Origin of the sequence: Polaribacter sp. (genome assembly GCF_965656025.1) — a bacterium.
Classification (GTDB): Bacteria; Bacteroidota; Bacteroidia; order Flavobacteriales; family Flavobacteriaceae; genus Polaribacter.
On sequence record NZ_CBFHJT010000043.1, the window covers coordinates 1 to 22,644 of the forward strand.

At 30.3% G+C, this 22,644-nt stretch carries 19 protein-coding genes; 4 read left to right on the forward strand and 15 right to left on the reverse strand.

Annotated features, from left to right (window positions below; translation table 11 throughout):
- Positions 1-190: 190 nt before the first annotated feature.
- The 12 genes from ACTG3S_RS09215 to ACTG3S_RS09270 form a co-directional block, all read right to left on the reverse strand.
- Complete coding sequence (locus ACTG3S_RS09215; protein WP_439129069.1) at positions 191-997, reverse strand: enoyl-ACP reductase FabI; 807 nt, start codon at positions 995-997, stop codon at positions 191-193.
- Between the two features lie 83 nt (positions 998-1,080).
- Positions 1,081-2,733: a DNA repair protein RecN gene (recN, locus tag ACTG3S_RS09220; RefSeq protein ID WP_439129070.1), complete on the reverse strand. Its 1,653-nt coding sequence runs from the start codon at positions 2,731-2,733 to the stop codon at positions 1,081-1,083.
- Positions 2,734-2,804: 71 nt separating this feature from the next.
- On the reverse strand, positions 2,805-3,695 hold the full coding sequence (locus ACTG3S_RS09225) for a DUF4835 family protein (protein WP_439129071.1): 891 nt from the start codon (positions 3,693-3,695) through the stop codon (positions 2,805-2,807).
- A gap of 76 nt (positions 3,696-3,771) precedes the next feature.
- Entirely contained in the window at positions 3,772-4,983 is a 1,212-nt protein-coding gene (coaBC, locus tag ACTG3S_RS09230; RefSeq protein WP_439129072.1) for a bifunctional phosphopantothenoylcysteine decarboxylase/phosphopantothenate--cysteine ligase CoaBC, read from the reverse strand.
- Positions 4,983-5,303, reverse strand: a complete 321-nt coding sequence (locus tag ACTG3S_RS09235) for a DNA-directed RNA polymerase subunit omega (RefSeq protein ID WP_439129074.1) — start codon at positions 5,301-5,303, stop codon at positions 4,983-4,985. Before ACTG3S_RS09235 ends, coaBC begins: the two co-directional genes overlap by 1 nt.
- A gap of 4 nt (positions 5,304-5,307) precedes the next feature.
- On the reverse strand, positions 5,308-6,177 hold the full coding sequence (locus ACTG3S_RS09240) for an outer membrane protein assembly factor BamD (protein ID WP_439129075.1): 870 nt from the start codon (positions 6,175-6,177) through the stop codon (positions 5,308-5,310).
- A 209-nt stretch (positions 6,178-6,386) separates the two neighbouring features.
- Positions 6,387-7,262: a 4-hydroxy-tetrahydrodipicolinate synthase gene (dapA, locus tag ACTG3S_RS09245; protein WP_439129076.1), complete on the reverse strand. Its 876-nt coding sequence runs from the start codon at positions 7,260-7,262 to the stop codon at positions 6,387-6,389.
- Between the two features lie 105 nt (positions 7,263-7,367).
- Complete coding sequence (locus ACTG3S_RS09250; protein ID WP_439129077.1) at positions 7,368-7,883, reverse strand: DUF6913 domain-containing protein; 516 nt, start codon at positions 7,881-7,883, stop codon at positions 7,368-7,370.
- A gap of 31 nt (positions 7,884-7,914) precedes the next feature.
- Positions 7,915-9,006 (reverse strand): esterase-like activity of phytase family protein, encoded by a 1,092-nt coding sequence (locus tag ACTG3S_RS09255; protein WP_439129078.1) that lies wholly within the window; start codon positions 9,004-9,006, stop codon positions 7,915-7,917.
- Between the two features lie 224 nt (positions 9,007-9,230).
- A complete protein-coding gene (locus ACTG3S_RS09260; protein ID WP_439129079.1) occupies positions 9,231-12,893 on the reverse strand; it encodes an ABC transporter permease/M1 family aminopeptidase in 3,663 nt (1,220 codons plus the stop codon).
- A 53-nt stretch (positions 12,894-12,946) separates the two neighbouring features.
- Positions 12,947-13,834, reverse strand: a complete 888-nt coding sequence (locus tag ACTG3S_RS09265) for an ABC transporter ATP-binding protein (RefSeq protein ID WP_439129080.1) — start codon at positions 13,832-13,834, stop codon at positions 12,947-12,949.
- Positions 13,835-13,843: 9 nt separating this feature from the next.
- Entirely contained in the window at positions 13,844-14,257 is a 414-nt protein-coding gene (locus ACTG3S_RS09270) for a hypothetical protein (protein WP_439129081.1), read from the reverse strand.
- A gap of 146 nt (positions 14,258-14,403) precedes the next feature.
- Between ACTG3S_RS09270 and ACTG3S_RS09275 the strand changes: the two genes are divergently transcribed.
- From ACTG3S_RS09275 to ACTG3S_RS09290, 4 genes are read left to right on the forward strand one after another with little or no spacing between them, the layout of a single operon-like run.
- Positions 14,404-15,492, forward strand: coding sequence for a M42 family metallopeptidase (locus ACTG3S_RS09275; protein WP_439129082.1), 1,089 nt, complete (start codon positions 14,404-14,406; stop codon positions 15,490-15,492).
- Positions 15,493-15,546: 54 nt separating this feature from the next.
- Positions 15,547-16,095, forward strand: coding sequence for an NUDIX hydrolase (locus ACTG3S_RS09280; RefSeq protein WP_439129083.1), 549 nt, complete (start codon positions 15,547-15,549; stop codon positions 16,093-16,095).
- Entirely contained in the window at positions 16,092-18,008 is a 1,917-nt protein-coding gene (locus ACTG3S_RS09285; RefSeq protein WP_439129084.1) for a DUF294 nucleotidyltransferase-like domain-containing protein, read from the forward strand. The genes ACTG3S_RS09280 and ACTG3S_RS09285 overlap by 4 nt, the downstream gene beginning before the upstream one ends.
- A 1-nt stretch (position 18,009) precedes the next feature.
- Complete coding sequence (locus ACTG3S_RS09290; protein WP_439129085.1) at positions 18,010-18,672, forward strand: 3'-5' exonuclease; 663 nt, start codon at positions 18,010-18,012, stop codon at positions 18,670-18,672.
- On the opposite strand, the gene ACTG3S_RS09295 is transcribed toward ACTG3S_RS09290, so the two are convergent.
- The 3 genes from ACTG3S_RS09295 to ACTG3S_RS09305 form a co-directional block, all read right to left on the reverse strand.
- A complete protein-coding gene (locus ACTG3S_RS09295; protein ID WP_439129086.1) occupies positions 18,669-19,415 on the reverse strand; it encodes a DUF6503 family protein in 747 nt (248 codons plus the stop codon). The genes ACTG3S_RS09290 and ACTG3S_RS09295 overlap by 4 nt on opposite strands.
- Before the next feature lie 137 nt (positions 19,416-19,552).
- Positions 19,553-21,319, reverse strand: a complete 1,767-nt coding sequence (locus tag ACTG3S_RS09300; protein ID WP_439129087.1) for an ABC transporter ATP-binding protein — start codon at positions 21,317-21,319, stop codon at positions 19,553-19,555.
- 124 nt (positions 21,320-21,443) lie between these two features.
- Positions 21,444-22,644, reverse strand: a 1,201-nt coding sequence (locus ACTG3S_RS09305; protein WP_439129088.1) for an AMP-binding protein, incomplete at its 5' end; no start/stop codon positions are given.

Below are 22,644 nucleotides of genomic sequence, written 5' to 3' on the forward strand. Positions count from 1 at the left end.
GTTCAAAAGTAATAAAATTAAAAAAGCCGAAAGGACAAAATTTATGCTTTCAGCTTTTAAATAGGTAATTGTTTTATAGTTTGCTAGAAGTTGGCAAACAAGTTTAGCCGTGATTGAGCGGTTTGTTTGAGCTCTTGCGCTTTTTCAGCGCAAAGCGAGTAGCGAAAGCGCGAAATAGCTTCTAAAAAAATTACTCAAACTTTTCCATTACAGCATCACTTACGCCCATGTTTGAGAAACCTCCATCGTGAAATAGGTTTTGCAGGGTTACTTTTTTGGTTAAATCTGAAAATAGAGAAATGGTATAATCTGCACAATCTGCTGCTGTGGCATTTCCAAGCGGACTCATTTTTTCTGCATAAGCAATAAAACCGTCGAAACCTTTTACACCAGAACCTGCTGTGGTTGGTGTTGGCGATTGCGAAATGGTATTGACACGGACTTTATGATCGCGACCAAAAAAGTAGCCAAAACTACGTGCAATGCTTTCTAAATAGGCTTTGTTGTCTGCCATATCATTATAATCTGGAAAAACACGTTGTGCAGCCATATAAGTTAAAGCCACTATGCTACCCCATTGATTCATCGCATTTTTATTGTACAAAACATTCATGGTTTTATGGAAAGATACTGCAGAAACATCCCACCCTTTGGTGGTAAAATCGTATTTTGGGTCTGTGTAATGCTTGCCTTTTCTGACGTTTACAGACATGCCGATAGAATGTAAAACAAAGTCGATTTTACCTCCGAGAATTTCCATAGATTTTTCTACCAAGTTTTCTAGATCTTCTACAGAAGTGGCGTCTGCAGGTATAATTTGTGAATTTGTTTTTTCTGCCAAGGTATCTAATTCGCCCATTCTCATTGCAATGGGTGCATTTGTTAACACAAGTTCAGCACCTTGTTCGTGTGCTTTTTCTGCTACTTTCCAAGCGATTGAATGCTCGTTTAATGCGCCAAAAATAATTCCTTTTTTTCCTTTTAGTAAGTTGTACATATTTATGGTTGTTGGGTTTTAGTTATTGGTTGTTAGGTTTTAGTTCTCGACTGCACTCGAACTGACAATAAAAATAACAAAAGTTAGTTTAATAATTCTTTTGCGTGAGTTATAGCAGTATCTGAAATATCTTTTCCGCTTAACATTTCTGCAATTTCTACCACACGTTCTTCTGTGGTTAATTGTTTTAAATTGGTGGTGGTAACACCTTTTATTTCTTCTTTGTATACTTTATAATGGCTGTTTCCTTTGGCAGCTATTTGTGGTAAATGCGTAATCGCAATTACTTGCATATTTTTACTCATATTTTGCATAATGGCTGCTATTTTATTAGAAACCTCGCCTGAAACTCCTGTATCTATCTCATCGAAAATAATAGTGGGCAATTGGGTATTTTCTGATAATACCTTTTTTACAGATAGCATTATTCTAGACAATTCTCCACCAGAAGCCACTTTTTTTAGTTCGCCAAAGTTACCACCTTTGTTGGCTGCAAATAAAAATTCTAATTCGTCTTTACCGTTAGAAAAATAAATGATAGTTGGTTTTACTTTTATGGCAAATCGCGCATTTTGCATGCCTAAATCTGCCAGTAAATTCTCTAATTCTTTGGTTAAATGCGGAATTGTTTTTTTTCTAGCATTACTGATTAAATTGGCAACTTTATCTAATTTTTCTGCAACTGCATGAATTTCTTTTTTCTTTTTATTAATTTCTTCATCTGCAGATTCTACTTGCCTTACTTTTTCTGATAATTGCTCTAAAACTACGAGTAATTCTTCATTAGAATTTACATAATGTTTTTTCTGTAGATTGTATATTAATTGCAGTCTGTCATTAATTTCTTCGGCTTCATTTGGATTGAACTCTACAGTTTCATTGGCATCTTCTAACTCTGTAACAATATCATCTATCTCTATTTTTACAGAGGTAATTCTTTCAGATATAGCTTGATATTCTTTAGAAAAAGAGGCGATTTTAGAAAGTTTACCTTCTAAAGTATGTAATAAGTTTTGTATGCCAATTTCTTCGTTAATAGAAATTTCTAAAGCTTCAGACAAATTAAGTTTGATATCTTCTATATTATTTAACTTCTCTAGTTTTTCTTCTAACTCCTCTTGCTCTTCTTTTTTAATATTTGCTTCCTCTAACTCCGTAAACAAATGCAAATTATAATCGTATTGTTGATTGGCTTCTTTTTGCTTATTTTCTAAATCCTCTAACTGCTTTTTAAGCACATTCAACTGGGTAAATCCTCTTTTGTAAGAAGCAATTCGCTCTTGGTTTTGTGCAAGTGCATCAATAATGGCAAACTGAAAAGAAGTGTCTGATAATTGCATGGTTTGATGTTGCGAATGCACATCTATCAACTTACTTCTTAACTCATTTAAAACTGATAAAGTTACGGGTGTGTCGTTTACAAAAGCTCTAGATTTACCTGAAGGAAGAATTTCTCTCCTGATGATGGTTTCTGGTTCATAATCTAAATCTACTTCTTCAAAAAAATCTTGTAAGTTGTAGTTGGTAATTGCCAATTTAGCTTCTACAATACATTTTTGCGAAGTATCTTTTAAAGAAGATAAATCTGCTCTGTTACCCAAAACCAAGCCCAAAGCACCTAATAAAATTGATTTCCCTGCACCCGTTTCTCCAGTAATGATTGATAAACCGTTCGAAAAATCGATTGATAATGAATCGATTAATGCGTAATTATTGATGGAAAGTTGTGATAGCAAATTAACTAATTTTTAAAAGATAAAATTAGTGAAAAATTGTGAATTTTAAAGGAATGATTATTAATAACTATCTAATCTATATCCCTCCACTTAGAATTGTTGTTTGGAGAAATTCTACGCACAGTTTGTATCAAACGTTGTTTGTTTCTGGTTTGCGTTTCTTCTGAATATAAATTGACGATTTCGTCTGCTTTGGCATCAAAAAACAGTCTAATTAAATAATTGCCTACGGTTTTATTAAAAATGCCTTCTAAAGCAATTACACTATCTTCTATAGTTTGCTGAGAAGAGGCTTTGGCAGTAACTAAATTATCGAAACCTTTTCTGTGGTAATTGTATAAAATGTTTCTGAACACTTTTAATTTGGGAGACATTAAATTGTCTATCAATAAAAATCTATTTTGTTTACCCACCACATTTTGCCAAGAAGAAAGACCACTTTGTTGTGCTTGTAACATTACATTTTGTGCTTCTTTTAATTCGTTTTCTCCTCCATAAGGTGCAAAAGTATCAGCATCTACGCCTAAAATTACATGTACATAGAAAACAATGGTTGAGATTAAATTACTATCAAAAGCATTTCTATTGTAAATTAATGGGTCAAACTCATTGTATCGAAAGTTAAATTCGTTGTCTTTTATATTTAAAATAGGCGTTGCATAGGCAGCGTTAAAAACAGGTCTAGTAGATTGTACTTGTAAAGTCGCAGTAAAATCGTTGTTGTTTCTAGAAGTGATGATAATAGTAAATGCACAATCGATACGTTCTTCTGGTTTTACAGTTTTGTTGGTCCATTTTGTTTGATTTACAAATTCTGTAAGAGCTGTTTGCAATGTTTTAAAAACCTGTGTATTAGAACCTTGTACTTGATTGTAATTTACATTAATTAAAGCATTAAGCTCTTGAGCGTTTGCGCTTAAAGTAGCCATCAAAAAAACAAAAAAGAATAAGAGTTTACGCATTTTTTAAAATTAACTTTGCTTTTTAAATTGCAATAAAAAGTTTTTTTAGCTCTTTACTGCACTAAAAGTAGACAATCTATTTCTGTAATTTATCTACAATTTCATTCATAATATCTTTTGCAACTTCTATTTTAGATTTTAATGGAAATGTTTTTTCAGTAAAATCCTTATCAATAATAGTAATTTTATTGGTATCTGTTGCAAAACCTGCTCCTTTATCTTGTAACGAATTCAACACAATAGCATCTAGATTTTTTCTTTCTAATTTAGATTTTGCATTTTGTAACTCGTTATTCGTTTCTAATGCAAAACCAACTAAAAATTGGTCTTTTTTGATAGCTCCTAAAGAGGCTAAAATATCTTTTGTGGGAGTTAACTGAATCTCTAACGCTGCTGTAGACTTTTTTATTTTCTGAGTTGCCACATTTTTTGGTGTATAATCTGCCACGGCTGCAGAAAGTATCGCAATATCTACATCCTTAAAATAATTATGTACTGCAGTATACATTTGTTCAGCAGAAATTACATTAACTCTATGTACAAAGGAATGTTTTATTTGTTGGTTACTTGGACCCGAAATTAAAAAAACTTCTGCCCCTAAATTTGCAGCTGCTTCTGCAATTGCAAAACCCATTTTACCAGAAGAATGATTCCCAATAAAACGTACAGGATCTATAGCTTCATAAGTTGGGCCTGCTGTTAGCAATAATTTTTTTCCTTGTAAAGGTAACTTAGAAACAATATCCTTTTCTATAAAAGATACAATATCTTCGGGCTCTGCCATTCTACCTTCGCCTACCAAACCACTTGCTAGTTCGCCAGAAGTTGCAGGAATTAAAATATTGCCAAAACTTTGTAAAGTAGCTAAACTTTTTTTAGTTGATGGATGAATGTACATATCCAAATCCATAGCTGGTGCAAAATAAACTGGACATTTTGCAGATAAATAAGTGGCCAACAATAAATTATCGCAGGTACCATTGGTCATTTTAGACAATGTATTTGCTGTTGCTGGTGCAATTAACATATAATCTGCCCAAAGCCCTAATTCTACGTGATTGTTCCACAATTCATTTTCATCCTCTTTAGAGTAAAATTTAGAATTAACAGGATTTTTAGAAAGTGTAGAAAGTGTAAGTGGTGTTATAAAATCTTTAGACGCAGGTGTCATAATTACTTTAACATCTGCGCCTAATTTTATAAAGAAACGAACTAAACTAGCCGTTTTGTATGCTGCAATACCTGCAGTTATACCTAAAAGTATTTTTTTATTTTTTAAAACAGACATTACTCTGCATCAGGGGTTCTATGATAAACTTTATCATTTAACCACTCTTCTACTGCAATTGCTGTAGGTTTTGGTAATCTTTCGTAAAACTTAGAAACCTCTATTTGTTCTTTGTTTTCAAAAACTTCTTCTAAAGAATCGTTGTAAGTAGCAAATTCATCTAACTTTTCTACCAATTCTTTCTTTAAGTCTCCATTAATTTGTTCTGCTCTTTTTGCTATAATAGAAATAGCTTCGTAAATATTTTGCGTTGGCGCTTCTATTACGTCTTTATTGTAAGTAATGGTACTTAATGCTGCTTTTGTATCTTTATAATCCATAATACTATTTTATGTTTTCTTTGTTCTTTTTATTAAATTCATCAACCTTCTTTAAATAAGCCAATGCTTTTTCTTTTTCTTTTTTCATGGTTGCTAACATTTCGTTAGCATCTTCCATATATTTAGAATTTGGAAAATTAATTTTTAACTTATCGTAAGCATCTTCTGCTTCTTCAACACGCTCTGGTTTTCGTCTATCTGTACTTTTCAACACAAAATCATGTGCCGCTTTTAATCTATAATACAAAGCTTCTTCTTTGTATTTGGTACCCAAATAATCTTCTAATAAATTATCAAAAGCCTGTATTGCTGCTTTGTAATTTCTTAAATCGTAATCTGCAGTTGTGTAATACGTTTTAGCAATTTCGAAATACTTTTTTTCTAATTTCTGTCTTAACTCTGTGTAATACTTATTTGCTTCTTCTATTTTATCAGAATCTGGATACGTATTTATAAAACTTTGAAATGCCTCTAAGGCTTTATTTGTATCTGTTGCATCTATACTAAAGCGTGGTGAAGCTAATTTATAACTGTATGCCGACAAAAAAGCTGCTTCTTCTTTTTTAGAACTTTTAGGATAGTTTTTTACAAAACGATCAAAATAATAACCCGCAATTGGATAGTTTTTTTCGTTTAAATTAGACTGTGCTATCATAAATGAAACACGTTCCATTTGAGGTTTTCCTCTGTAACTTGGTGTAATTTTTTCGAATAAACGTAAAGCTTTAGAATATTTCTGGCTTTCGTATAATTTTACAGCCATTTTATACTGCTCTTCTGCAGTCCCTTTATTTAGTACTTTTTGATACTCTCCACAAGAGAATAACAACAAACTAAATACAAATAAACACGCTAAATTTTTAATTTTTTGCATCGGGCAAAATTAGTAATTAATTATGGATAATAAAAGAATTTATTTTTTACAAACAGAAACTAAGTTTCTAATTAAAATTCTTTGCTTTTCTTACAATTTAAAAACGATAAATATTGGATTAAATTGTGGGCTACAATTATCAATAAAAAAAACTATTTCGTATCATTTTAGATACTAAATGTTTGTTAATCTTATACCTAGATTGCACTTTAAAACTGAGCTACAAAAGTAGCTATTCTACCTTCTAAATCTTTACTAGCTTTTACCAATGGCAAACGCACTGTGTTTTTACAAATACCTAACTCTTGTAAAACCGTTTTTATACCAGCTGGATTGTTTTCTGCAAAAATTAAATCGATAATTTCCATCATTTTAAAATGCGTTGCATAACCTTCTTTGTTTTTACCTTCTAAACCACAATTAATCATACTAGAAAATGCCTTAGGATACGCTTGACCAATTACAGAAATAACTCCAGAACCACCTGCTAAAGTAATTCCCAAGGCTAAATCATCATCACCAGAAATTACCAAAAAATCTGCTGGTTTGTCTCGTAAAAGCTCTAAATATTGTTGGGTGTTATTGCCTGCTTCTTTTACACCAACTACATTTTTAAAATCTTTTGCCAAACGAATGGTTGTGGCTGCATCCATATTTTTTGCTGTTCTACCAGGAACATTGTATAAAATAATTGGTTTTTCTGTAGCTTGTGCAATGGATTTAAAATGTTGATAAAACCCTTCTTGAGTTGGTTTGCTGTAGTAAGGTGCTACAGATAAAATACCATCTATATTACTTAAATCTGTAGATTTTATATCTTCTACAACAGCTAATGTATTATTGCCTCCAATTCCTAAAACTAAAGGAATTCTATTTGCATTTATTTTTACAATAGCGTTAATTATTTCTTGTCTTTCTTGTTTAGAAATAGTGGCACTTTCTGCAGTAGTACCATTTATTACTAAATAGTTTGTACCATTTTCTATATTGTAATTCACTAATTTTTCTAGTGCATTAAAATCTACACTTAAATCTTCATTAAAAGGGGTGATTAAAGCAACACCTGTTCCTACAAATTTTTGCATTGTATACATCTTTAGAACTGCAAAACTACAATTTTAAGATTGATTTTTAGTTAGGTTTTTAGAAGGAATAGAAAGAATAAACAACTTTTTACAGAAAGTTTAAATTTATAGTTTTTTTAAAATTTGTAGGTATTTTTTTAATTCTGATGCAAATAGCTTTACATTGTTTGCATCTTCTGAAATTTCTATGTCAAATAGCGCTTCATTAACTTTAGAAAAACCCACTTTAAAAGTGGCTTGAGAATGTAAAACTGCATTTTCTGTATATAAATTTGGCTGGTTGAAATAGCCAATTAACAAATCGAAAGGTTGTTCTAAAAAGCTTTTAAAATTCTCTTGAATATATTCTCCTTTCCAATTTAGATCGGCTTCAGAAAAATGCTTGTAGGAAAACTCGTTTTCTTTATTAAACTTTCTGTAACTATATATTTTAGTATTTCGAACACCTAAAACCTCTTCAAAAACCTCTAAAATGGATTTATTGGAAGTAATTTCTTCCATAGAAATAATACCCACACTCACTATTTCTTTTTGTGATATTTTTCTAGTTGCAACTGACTTTAATAAAGACTTATGAAACTTTTTTTGAAGTATGTTGTATTTAAGCTTGGTAAATTTCATTAAAAAAATTCTAGTAACGTAAAAGTAGCAATTATTTGTCTGTAATTTCTAACAAAATAAACTGATTTAATTGTTTGCCATATTTTTGAAAGTTATCATCAGAAACAAACAGTAAGGTTTTATGACCATTTTTTAGTGTTGGTCCAAAAGTAATCCCTTCTATATTGTCTATAATTCCGTCTGTTAATTTGTTTTTAATTGTTTCAAAATTAAAAACCAAAGTCTTTTTTAAAGGGATAACATTAGAATTTTTTAATGCATCTATAGTAATACAATTTGTTGTTTCTTCCGTAACTTCTGCCTTAAAAACACGAATGATATTGCCATAAGCACCATAACCATTTTGATAGGTTCTTTCTACTACAAAAAACTTATTATTTTCATATTCTAAAATGGCTGTAACTCCGTTTAAATTTATGTTTCCTTTTGCAGGTTTTGTTATTTTTTCTAGTTGATATGCAAATTGTTTAGTGGCATTTTCTTGTTGTTTATCATAATATGTGATTCTAATAGGCGAATATGTTTCTGTAAAAGAGGGTTCTTCTCCATCTGATTTTAGTACACCTTCCATGGCTACCCAAAAACCTTTGCCATCCGCACTTTTGGAAGACGCTTCTAAAGTAGCATTGTGTTTCATGTTTTTGGTGTCTAAAAAAGCTTTTGGTAAAGAATATTGTTTTATAAACTTGCCTAAACTGTCTGTTTTAAATACTAGAGGTGGTTTGTTGTAGTTAATGCTACCTTCACTCACAAAATTGATTTCTTTTGTTTGTTTATCCACAAAAATAGACTCTAAATCTAAGTAGTTCGTTTTATAAAAATTATTGGTTGTATCGTTTAATTGATGTAAATCTTTAAACTCAATATTGGTAATTTGTTTATTATCAATATTAATTTTAGCTCTTAAAAACCTTGGTTTTTCACCGTCATCAACAACAAAAAAATATGAATCGTTTGCAAAGTCTATTCCTGAAAGCCCACCAATTAAAGTGCCTTTAAAAAATATTGAGTCTTTTAATATATATTCATCTAAATATTTTAATGAAATATTTTTTTCTTTTTTACAAGCAAGTAAAGAAGCAATACTTACAAAAAAAATGAATATTTTTTTTAAATATATCATTATTTAACATTTTTTTTATTATTATTGTACGGAATTTAGAAATAAACGCTTTAAATTCTAATTTAACCCCTAACTGGTAAATAACTTTTTTGCGCCCTTTTGCCCCTAACAGAACAGACGCAATATATATAAAAAAGCATTTACCCCTATCTAAAAAAGCAACTACTAACGTAGTTGCTTTTTTTGATTTTAATAACTTTTTAAAAGTCAATACCTTACAAATATTAAATCTTCCTCCTATTATCATCAGACTTTGTATCTATTAACTTATTGTATGGGTCTATACCTACTTCTGTTGGCTTTTGATCAACAATAATAGTTACTTTGTTATTTATTTTGGTAATTTTATGCTTTTCTAAATAGATTGTTTTTACTTCTTTTTTACCATCAACTTCATCTTCTGTAAAAATACCAACATCAATATAATCAGCTAAAGGCAAAGAGTATATTGGTTTGTCTAAATCTGGTTTTTTGTAACTTAATGAGTCCTTTTTATTATCACTAAAAAAGCGTTTTCCTTTTTCGTTATTTCTATATTTAGAAACCTCAAACTCAATATCAACTTGGTATTTTCCGTTTTCTAATGCTGTAGATTTTACATCTACCACTCGGTTTTTATACAAAGTAATAGTCTCAAACATATCTTTTATTACATATTGCAACGTGTCTGGAGTAACTTCTTTGATATAATTAACCATTTCTATAGAAGTTGTGTATGGTGGCTCTTGAAAAGCAACTTTTTCCACATATCTTTTTAGGGTATTATTTAATGTTTTTTCGCCAATATAATCGCTTAAGGCATATAACACTAAAGAGCCTTTTTGGTAATGAATATATCCTTGTCCATCATTATACATTAATGGTTTTTCTCTCTTCGTTTCAAAGGTTCTTTGTAGTAAATAACCATCTAAAGCATCTTTTAAAAATTTACGCATTTTGTTTTTTCCATGTTGATGTTCTAATACCTTTAGGGAAACATATTCAGACATACTTTCTGATAGCAAAGTAGCGCCTAAGACGTCTGCCCCAATAACTTGATGTGCCCACCATTGATGTGCCAATTCATGTACCGTAATTGCAAAAGGATAATCTACACCATCTTCATTTTCATCATCTACATCTGCAATAAAACCAATACCTTCTGAAAAAGGAATGGTGTTTGGAAACGATTGAGCAAACGTACCTCCTGTTCTTGGAAACTCTATAATTCTAACTTGTTTGTGTTGATAAGGGCTAAAGTTTTCTGAATTGTATTTTAAAGAAGCCTTTATCCCTTTCATCATTCTTTCTAAATTATAAGTATGGGGTTTGTGATAGTAAATTTCTAGATTTACATCTTTCCATTTGTCTTTTTTCACTTCATATCTAGCAGAATTAAAAGCATAAAAGTTTAATATTTTGCTATCCATTTTATAATGGAAATATTTACGATCGCCTTTTACCCACTCTTTTTGTAAGTAACCAGGTGCTATAGCTATTTGATCTTTTGATGTTGAAACTGTTGCTTCAAAATCTATCCAATCTGAATCTTTAGAAATATAAGTATCTCCTAAAGCTGTAGAATCTGATGGGTGTGGACGCAAGTTGTTAGGTGGTAAATCGTATTTTTCTCTTGTTTTATTGTCTCGTAATTCACCTCCTGGAGCATATCCTAAAGAAGGAAAAATGGCAAAATTATTTATAAACGTTCCATTTTCTCTTACAGGAGATTTTCTTTGAAACCTTGTATTTTCTTTACTTTTTACAGTTATACTTAACTGCAAACTATCTCCAGGCATCAACTTTTTATCTAGTTGATAAATATCGAAATGAAAAACGGTATCCTCTAACACCAAATTGTTAGGTTTGTTAAACTCAAATGTACTCTCTAACGAATTGTGATTCAATAAAATACTATCTATAGCTGTATTCGTTTTGTTTACCATGGTAAAAACTGCAGCAGCATCATAGGTTCTTTGTTTCGGAAAAATATTCATTTTTGCATTTACAGCAACAATTCTAGGTTGTTTGTAATTTTCGTATTTTTTATAGGTTTTTTCCCATTTAACAGCATCTAATTCTGCTTGTTTTGCAGCAGTATTATCTTGGTCTGCTTTCGATTTTGTTTCTTGGTAAATGGTAAAACCTAAAGTAATAAATGCTATAAAAAATACTAAAAATGTAACTAAATAGGTTTTTGTAAAACGTTTTTTTGCGATAGACAACCTTTCTGAAAAAGAACTTGGTAAACCTCTATACCAAAAAACAGCACTTAAAATTAAAAGTAAAATTCCACCTAAAATCCAGTACAATTTATACCATAAATATCTTGGCAATGCAGCACCATAACCATTCATATCTGAATAGTCATAACCTGGTCCTTGATTATACTTAAAAACATCTAACTCAATACCAACTAAAGATAAAAACTGAATTCCTATAGAAACTATTAGTAAAATAAATAAGCCTAAATATTGATTTTTTAATAAGGTTTGTACAAAAATTGCTAAAAATGCCCAAACCAAATAATTTAACAACTTTAACCCATACAACTCTTGTAAATAATGCCCAATTTCAAAATTATAAAAACCATTATAGCTTTGAAACAGCACCCCAGCAACCAATATAACTGCTAGCAATACAATTTGCATTTTTACAATGGCTATAAATTTAGAGAAAAGTAAGGTCCAATTTGGTATTGGTGTACTATCTACCAAATGTGCAATTCTTGCAGTTCTTTCTCTTTGCACCAACATACCTGCGTACAAAAATGTACAAAGGTTGATAATTAATGCACTAAAAATAGTACCACCCTGTAACATTTGCCAGGTTAAAGGCAGTGTTTTGGTTCCAAAAATTTCACCAACTGTAAATAAAGTACCTATTAATAAGAGTATGCCAACGATTAAAATACAAATAAAAGGTAAACTTTTAAAAATGTATTTAAAGTCTAAGTTAGACAACCCCCACATGGTTTTTAAATGCTGCCCAAAAGTGTGTTTATAGGCAACTTTTGGTAAGTTTATTTTTGTAATTCCACCAAAATTAGATTTTATAACTCTGTTTGATGTTGCTTTTTTAAATGAAATTGAAATCGCATTTTGACTGAATTTAAAGTACTTATAAACGAAACCAAAAATTAAAGAAGAAATAACCAACCATAGCAATCTATTGTAAATAATAAACTCTTTAATAGGAATTTGCATTTGGTTTTGTTCAGAAACTGTCCAATATTTTGTGTAATAATTAGAGGCTGCAGCACCAAAAGGATCTAACATTGCCAATAATTTTGCTTGATCTGGTTCAGAAAAAATACTTTCTACAACTCCTTGTGCAAACATTAAAATAATAACTGTAATAAAACCAGCAGCAATGTTTCTAGAAAATGTTACAATTGCAAAAACCACTGCTCCAAAAAACAATACATTGGGTAAAATAAAAACCAAATATGTTTTTAAATAAGTAAATACATTAAATTCGGTTACAATTTCTGGATTGGTACCTGGAAATCGAAAACCAATAATCATACCAATGGCTATAAAAATTACTATTATAGAAACCACTAAAATGGCACTAAAAAACTTTGCAAATAAATAATTGGCTTTGGTAAATGGGTACGAATATAAAATGGTATGCATTTCACTTTTATAATCTCTATAAATAGAAACTCCGATGATAGAGGGAAATAAAAAGAAAATAAAAATAGTTAAGGCATTAAATAAACCTGTAATACCTATTGGTGAATTTACAATTCTAGAAGAGCCTGTAGTTACTGTAACATTATCCCAAATACCAGCAGATGCTGATGATAAAAAAAAGGCTAATAGAAAAAAAATACCTGCATAAATATAAAAAGCAGGTTTATTAAACCAGTATTTTAATTCTTGTTTAAATATTGTTGAAAACATATTCTATAGATGTTTAAATCGTTAGATTTTTAGATTGTTAGACTTTAAAACTTTTAAACTAATTCTGGTTCATCTGTTTTTAGTGCAATAAAATATACATCATCTAACTGTGGTGTTGTTGCAACAAAATCTTCTGATGGCTTTTCTGCAGCGTACACTCTAATATTTAAAGTATTGTCTTGATTGTAGTTAGAAGACAAAATGTTAAAATTACTTTCTGCAACTTCTAATTCTTCTCTTTCTATAATCTTTGTCCAAATTTTACCTTCTAATTCTTTTGTAGCCTCTTGTGGTGTGGTATGTTTTAAAATTTTACCCCCATTTAAAATTGCCATTTCATTACACAACTCTTTTACATCTTCTACAATATGAGTTGAAAAAATAACTGTACAATTGGTACCAACTTCGCGTAAAACATTTAAAAAACGATGTCTTTCTGCAGGATCTAAACCAGCAGTGGGTTCATCAACAATTATTAATTTGGGATTGTTTAATAGCAGTTGTGCAATTCCAAAACGCTGTTTCATTCCACCAGAATAACCCGCAACATATTTTCGTCGCACATCAAATAAATTGGTAATTTCTAAGACTTCTTTTACAATCGCTTTTCTTTCTGCTTTGTTCGCAATTCCTTTTAAAGTAGCAAAATAATCTAATAAATCTTCTGCTGACATTTTTGGATACACCCCAAAAGATTGTGGTAAATAACCCAATACTTTGCGTAAAGACATGTTGTCTTCTAAAACATTAATATCTCCAAAAGTAATGGTACCAGAATCTGGACTTTGCAAAGTAGCAATGGTTCTCATTAATGATGATTTTCCTGCACCATTTGGCCCTAACAAACCAAACATACCTGTACCAATTTCTATACTTAAATCATCAATTGCTTTTACACCGTTTTTATAGGTCTTGGTTAAATTACTGATTACTAACTTCATGTTTTAGATTTATTTTAGTTCTTTTTTAATGGTTACAGAGATAGATTTAGAAATATCACCTTTGGTTTCTTCGTTAAATTTTACAATTACGTAATTGTAATCTTCTAAATGTAACAAATTATTTTTTACTAGAATACTGGTTTCATCTGCATATATATTAAAAACACTGTCTGTAATAGATGCTATATTGTTGATACCAAAGGTTAAAGTTAAGCCTTTTTCTTTATTAAAACCTTGCTTTTCTGTCATGTAAGTTCCCACAGAAAGTTTTTCAAAACTGAAGGCTTCTTGTAATTTTTTTTCGAAACCTTTTTTACCTATTTTAAAATCGGGATGAAAATTTGAGGTACCACTTACGGTTCTATTACAATTAAACATTGTAAAAATTGCCATTGTACAAATAATAATTTTTAGTTTTTTCATAATTGGATTTTGTTGATTTATGGAGATAAGTATCTTATTAAAGGTTATTGTTACAATATTTTAGAACAAATGTAAAGATTAGTAAAAAAATCGTTTTATTTTTACCTGATACAAAGAAAAATCAAAAAGTTATAAAATATTAAATAATGGCAAAAACATCAATTTTAAATAAAAAATCTCTTACTTTTTTAGAAAAATATTTAAACAACGCAGCTCCAACTGGTTATGAATGGGAAGGGCAAAAAATTTGGATGGACTACCTAAAACCTTATGTAGATACTTTTATCACAGACACTTACGGTTCTGCCGTTGGTATTATCAATCCAGATGCAAAATATAAAGTAGTTATTGAAGGGCATGCAGATGAAATTTCTTGGTATGTAAATTACATTTCAGACAATGGGTTAATTTATGTGACAAGAAATGGTGGTTCAGACCATCAAATTGCTCCAAGTAAAGTAGTAAACATTCATACCAAAAACGGAATTGTAAAAGGTGTTTTTGGCTGGCCAGCAATACACACTAGAGATAAATCGAATGAGGAAGCACCAAAACCAGATAATATTTTTATAGACTGTGGTTGTGCTACAAAAGAAGAAGTAGACGCTTTGGGTGTACATGTAGGTTGTGTAATTACTTATCCAGATGAATTTCATGTTTTAAATGGCAACAAATTTGTATGCAGAGCTTTAGACAATAGAATGGGTGGTTTTATGATTGCTGAAGTTGCTCGTTTATTAAAAGAAAACAAAAAAGAATTGCCTTTTGGTTTGTACATTACAAATGCTGTACAAGAAGAAATCGGTTTAAAAGGTGCAGAAATGATTACACAAACCATTAAACCTAGTGTTGCCATTGTTACAGATGTTACCCATGACACAACAACGCCAATGATTAATAAAAAGAAAGCGGGTCATTTAGAAATTGGTAAAGGACCTGTTGTGGCTTATGCACCAGCTGTTCAGCAAAAATTACGCGATTTAATTACAGAAACTGCAGAAGCAAAAAACATTCCTTTTCAACGTTCTGCATTGTCTAGAGCTACTGGTACAGATACTGATGCTTTCGCATATAGCAATGGTGGTGTTGCCTCTGCCTTAATTTCTTTACCATTAAGATACATGCATACTACTGTAGAAATGGTACATAGAGATGATGTTGAAAATGTAATTAAAATGATTTACGAAACCCTATTAAACTTAAAAGACGGAGAAACGTTTTCTTATTTTAAATAAACTCTTTCAATTATGAATTACGAATTAATCATTCGTAATTCATAATTATTAATAATGGATGAACTGATAGACATTTTAACTCCAGAAGGCAGACCAACTGGAAAAACGGCTTTAAAATCTGAAGCCCATAAAAAGGGTTGGTTTCATGCTACTGTGCATATTTGGTTGTTTACCAAAGATGAAGAAATATTACTCCAAAAAAGAGCTTTAACAAAAAAAGTGTTTCCTGGTTTGTGGGATATTTCTGTGGCAGGTCATATTGCTGCTGGGGAAGAAATTTTAACCTCAGCTAAAAGGGAGGTTTTTGAAGAAATTGGCTTAGAATTACAAGAAAAAGACCTCATTAAAATCGGAACTAGAATTCATCAAGTTTCTCATAAAAACGGAATTCAAGACAATGAACATCATCATGTATTTATTGCTGAATTGAAAGTTCCAATATCTAAATTAAAAATTCAAAAAGAAGAAGTCGCAGACATACAGTTATTCGATTTAGAAATACTTAAAAATACTGAGATACATGAAAATGTTTTACTCTCTAGGTTTCAAGAATACTACTTTACTGTTTATGAGGAAATTTGTAAAAAAATTAAAGAAAAATGAAAAATACTATTGCAGAACGTGTTTATGATTTCTTAAAAAACTACCCGCCTTTCAACCTACTTTCTAGCAATAAACTACAAGAAATAGCTACACAAGTAAAGATTATTTATTTAGAAAAAGGAAAACTTGTTTTTAAAGAAAATGATAATTTGCATAACGATTTTTATGTAGTTAGAAATGGTGCAATAGGGCTTTACAAAAAAGAAAAATCAAATAAAACATTAATAGATATTTGCGATCCTGGAGATATTTTTGGTCTTAGACCTTTAATAAGTAAAGAAAATTACGCATTAAATTCGGTAGCAAATGAAGAATCTATTATTTACGGTATTCCTATAGAATATTTTGAGTCAGTTTCAGAAAATAATGCTAAAATCAATAAATACTTAATAACTTCTTTTGCATCAAAATCTTTTGACCCTTATACAATAGAAGAAAGTAGTAATGTTTTTACAGATTATATAGAAAAAAACACTTTTACAGAATCTAATTTACAAACCTCAAATTACACTAAAAACCCGCTAAAATGCAGCGCAAATTCATCAGTAAAAGAAGCTGCAATCACAATGAGTAAAAGTAAAATTGGTTGTATTTTAGTTATTGATGACGAAGATTATCCAATAGGAATCATCACCAATAGCGATATAAAAAATAAAATTGCTACGGGCTTATTTCCCATAGAAACACCAGTTGCAAATATTATGTCTTCTCCAGTAATTACAGAAAGTAAAAACATTTCTATATTAGAAGCACAATTAAAAATGATTAAACACAGCGTTGGTCATTTATGCATTACCAAAGACGGTACAAGAAACTCTAAACTTGTTGGTATATTAACACATCATGATGTGTTGGTTTCTTTTGGAAACAATCCAACAGTAATTTTAAAAGAGATAAAAAAAGCAACTAGAACAAGAGAAATAAGAAGAGCTAGAAATAAAGCAAACACATTATTAAATCTATATTTAGAACAAAACATACCGCTAACCCATATCTTAAAAATTATTTCTGAAATTAATGATGCTGTTACCATGAGAGCTATAGAAATTTCTATTGCTAAGATGGACACCAAACCACCAGTAAAGTTCTCTTGGTTAGCTACTGGTAGCCAAGGCAGAAGAGAACAGCTATTATATACAGACCAAGATAATGCACTAATTTTTGAAGATGTAGCAGAAGAAAAATTAGAAGATACCAAAGCTTACTTCGTGAAATTAGCGAAATATGTTACTAAATCTTTACATAAAATTGGATTTGAATATTGTGCAGCAGAAATGATGGCTAGCAATCCAATCTGGTGTAAATCTTTATCAGAATGGAAAGGTCAATTTAAAGATTGGATTTTAAATACAGATGAAAAAGCCATACTACTTTCGTCTATATTTTTTGATTTTGGTGTTGTTTATGGTGATGCAGAAATGGGCAAAGACCTTTCTAAAAGTATTTTTGAAACCGTAAACAAAACATCTATATTTTTTACATTTTTATGCAGAGACGCTGTAAAAAGCCCATCCCCTTTAGGTTTTTTTAAACAATTTTTGTTAGAAACAAATGGTGAGAATAAAGATTTTTTCAACATAAAAAGTAGAGCATTAATGCCTTTAATAGATGCTGCTCGTTTATTAGTTTTATCTAACAATATTCTCGAAATTAACAATACAGGTTTACGTTTTGAAAAATTAGCAGAATTAGAACCACAAAATAGAGAGCTCTATAAATCTTGTTCTTATGCATTTAAAGCATTGTTAAAATTTAAAACTAAACAAGGAATTTTACACAACGATTCTGGTAAATTTATAGAAATAGAAACCTTAACAAAAGAAGAAAAATTAAAGTTAAAACGCTGTTTTAAACCAATTAGAGATATTCAAGAATTATTAATTACAAGGTTTAACTTGTCTAGAGTTATTTAAAATGAAGTTAAATTGGTTTCAGAAAAAAAATAAAACAACACTTCCCTTTTTTTGGAAAGAGTATGAATTGAATATTCAAAACACACAAAAACTCCCTATCAAAGAAACTCGTTTTGTTACTTTTGATACAGAAACTACTGGTTTTTCTAAAAAAGATGATCGAATTTTGTCAATTGGAGCGATTTCATTAACGGACAATATTATCAATGTTAATGATAATTTTGAAATTTATTTAGACCAAAAAATATTTAAACCAGAAACTGTTAAAATTCATGGTATTTTAAAAAATGGTGATATTAAAAAAGTAGATGAAATAACTGCAATTCAACAGTTTTTAAAATATATTAAAAATGCAGTTTTAGTTGGTCATCATGTTGGTTTTGATGTTGGAATGATTAATGAAATGTTATTTAGATACGGCTTACCCAAGCTAAAAAACAAAGTAATAGACACTGGTAATTTGTACCGGAAATCGAAACATTTGGTCTATAAAAATGAATTTAAAAACTACACACTTGATGAACTTTGTGATGAACTAAACATTTCTAAAAGTGATAGGCATACTGCAAATGGAGATGCATTAATTACTGCAATTGCGTTCTTAAAAATTTTATCTCGTCTTAATAGAAAAAAAGATTTACAGTTTAAAGATCTATTAACTTAGTTTAGTTGTTTTTTTGGTTTCTCAAAAAAAGAACCTGCCAATTTACCTTGACTCAATAATGGCAATGTAAATTCTAAAGGCGCTCCTTCAGGTTCTTTAGGATTTCCTTTTTCGTCTTTTTTGTACCATTGAATTTGCTTAGGCAATAACAAACCATTTACATTTTCCCAAGTATCATATTTTATCAAATTGTATTTATTACTCGTTTTTTTAGAGTTAAATGTTACTATGTAAGCCAGCCATTCCATTTTGTACGTTTCTGGATTGTAATAAATAATATAATTATCATCTGGTGATGCTCCTTTGTCTGCATCATAAGAAATTTTATAACCAGGATAATTAATTCCTTTAAAAACTAAATCTGCTGCCTTACTATAGGTTATGCCATCATCTGCTAGTACAAAAGGCATTGCATAGAAGTAAAAAAACAAATTGTAATAAAAATTTTTGTTGCCTTTAAAACTGCCTTCTTCAGTTTCTTCTAACCAAACTTCGTTCCCATCAAAACCTAAAGAATACTTTGGGTGATTAATTACCGTTTTTCTGCTTTGTAAATCTGCTGTATGTACTTCATCCCCCTTATTAAATGATAAAACCTTGGCATTTTGCCATAATTTTAAACCTCCATGTGTTTTAAAAACTTGAGCTAAATTTGTTGGAAAACGTTCTTTCTTTTCTTCTTTAACATTATTTTTACAGGAACCTGAAATTACAATAATTAATAATAAAAGTATTTTTTTCATTGTTTTAGTTTGATTTTTATTTTAATAAAGTCGAAATGTTAAATTTATAATTACAAAAATAAGGAAATGTTTAGTTAACGGTCTTCCACAAGCTTAGACTGACTTTTTTTATTATGTTCAAAAAAAATTGAGTTTCACTAAATCTTTGCTTGATAAGTAAATAAATCAAAATATCTTCCCTTTGTCGCAATTAATTCTTCGTGAGTTCCTCTTTCTACTATTTTTCCTGCTTCAATAACTAAAATTTGATCTGCTTTTTTTATAGTGCTTAATCGGTGTGCAATAACGATACTAGTTCTATCTTTAACTAATTTTGATAAACTTTTTTGAATCAAAGCTTCACTTTCAGTATCTAAATTAGAGGTTGCTTCATCTAAAATGATAATTTTTGGATTGGCTAATATCGCTCTAGCGATAGCCAATCGTTGACGTTGTCCACCAGATAACTTCACTCCTCTTTCCCCAATTAACGTATCTAAACCATTATCAAATCTGTCTGTAAATTCATTTACGTAAGCAGCTTTTACAGCACTTTCTAATTCTTCTTCTGTAGCATTTGGTCTTGGAAATAAAATATTTTCTCGAATTGAACCTTCAAACAAAAATTCGTCTTGCAAAACAACCCCCAAATATTTGCGATAACTAGATAATTTTACTTTTGATATATCTTGATTATCAATGGTAATTGTACCCGATTTCGGATTTAAAAAAGTTGCAGTTAAGCCTGCTATTGTTGATTTTCCAGAACCAGAACTACCAACCAAAGCTGTTACAGAACCTGCAGGAACTTTAAAGTTGATATTATGTAATACTTCTTTATCTTCTTCATAAGCAAAGGAAACATCATCAAAATTAATTTCTCCTTTTAGCTCGTTTAACTCTATTGTTCTATTTTCATTATCTTCTTCCGCAGCTTTGTTCATCAATTCTTCGGTTCTATCTAAACCAGCTAATGCCTCTGTTAATTGACTACCAATATTGCTCATTTGTACAATTGGAGCAATCATAAAACCAAGAATTAAGGTAAAAAATAAAAATTCTCCAGTGGTCATATCCCCTTGCATCATATAATAGCCTCCAATTCCCATGATTCCTGTAGTTGCCACTCCGATTAAAAAAGTGGAAGAACTTGTCATTAAAGCGGTTGCTGTTAAACTCTTTTTAACATTTTGATAGAGTTTATCTACACCATTTTCAAAAACTTTATTTTCTTGTTCTTCTGCATTAAATGCTTTTATAACTCGAACACCTGCCAATGTTTCTGTTAATCTTCCTTTAACTTCTGCATTTATTTTACCTCTTGTTCTAAAAATTGGACGAATAAATTTGAAGGCCTTTAAGGCAACAAATCCAAAAATGGAAATAGGTAAAAAGACAAATAAGGTCATCCAAGGATTAAGGTTTATTAAAATAATTAATGATATAATAGCTGTAATTGTACCACCAACTAGTTGAACCAAACCTGTACCAATTAAGTTTCTAACACCTTCTACATCACTCATAATTCTAGAAACCAAAGCACCAGATTTTGTGTTATCAAAAAAACTAATAGGAAGAGACAGTACTTTTTTCTGTACTTGTGCTCTTAATTCTGATATTAAATATTGTGCTTGTACACTTAAAATTCTTGTCAGTAAAAAAGAAGTTACTGCTTGTACTAAGATTGCAGCTAAAACTATAATGATTAAAATTTTAAGTTGCTCAAAATTTTTATCAGGAACCACCTCATCTAATAAAATTTTACTTTGCCAAGGTAAAATTAAACCTGACAAACTTCGAATTACTATTAAAATTAATCCTACAAAAACCAAGTTTCTTCTGGGCCAAATAATGGTTTTAAAGGCTTTTCCAATAGAAACTTTTTCTTTCTTTTTGTTCTTTTTTGATTCTTTAAAATGTTGCATAAACGGTATTTGTCAATTTATATGCCATTGATAAGAAGTATGACATATTTACAAAGTTAATGTAATAAAGAAGACCTCACAGGTTTTAAAAACCTGTGAGGTCAACATATTTATTTAATTAAAATTACAATCGCTCATCAATAATACTTTGTACAATTTCTGGGTTTAGCAATGTAGAAACATCACCTAAGTTATCTAACTCATTAGAGGCAATTTTACGTAAAATACGTCTCATAATTTTTCCTGAACGTGTTTTTGGCAAACCTTCTGTAAATTGCATTTTATCCAATTTTGCAATGGGCCCAATTTTATCAGAAATTAATTGATTGATTTCTTTACTTAAATTGGTATGATCTCTACTTTCTCCTAAATCTTTTAAAGTAATGTAACCATATAAAGCGCTTCCTTTTATATCATGAGGAAAACCAACAATTGCAGATTCTGCGACTGCTGGATGCTCATTAATAGCATCTTCTATAGGTGCAGTTCCTAAGTTGTGTCCAGAAACAATGATTACATCATCTACTCTACCTGTAATTCTGTAATATCCAACCTCATCACGCAACGCACCATCACCTGTAAAATAAGCGTTTTCGTAGGCAGAAAAATAGGTTTCTTTATAACGTTGATGGTTTCCCCAAATGGTTCTTGCCATACTTGGCCAAGGATATTTAATACATAACCTACCTTCTACTTGATTCCCTTTTAATTCTTTGCCATTTTCATCCATCAAACAAGGCTGAACACCAATAAATGGTAATGTTGCATACGTCGGTTTTGTTGGCGTAACAAACGGAATTGGTGTAATCATCATTCCACCAGTTTCTGTTTGCCACCAGGTATCAATAATCGGACTTTTCTTTTTACCAATGGTATCATTATACCAATGCCAAGCTTCTTCGTTAATAGGTTCACCTACAGAACCTAACACTTTTAAAGATGATAAATCGTATTTATCTACCAACTCTGTTCCGTGTTTTGCCAAAGCTCTTATGGCTGTTGGTGCAGTATAAAACTGATTTACTTTGTGCTTTTGAACAATTTCCCAAAAACGTCCAAAATCTGGATAACTTGGTACGCCTTCAAACATTACAGTAGTTGCTCCGTTTGCTAAAGGACCATAAACGATGTAAGAATGTCCTGTAATCCAACCAATATCTGCAGTACACCAATACACATCATTTTCTCTGTATTGAAAAGCGTTTTTAAATGTATATGCTGTATAAATCATATAACCAGCTGTTGTATGCACCATTCCTTTTGGTGAACCTGTAGAACCTGAAGTGTATAAAATAAATAACGGATCTTCTGCTTCCATAATCTCT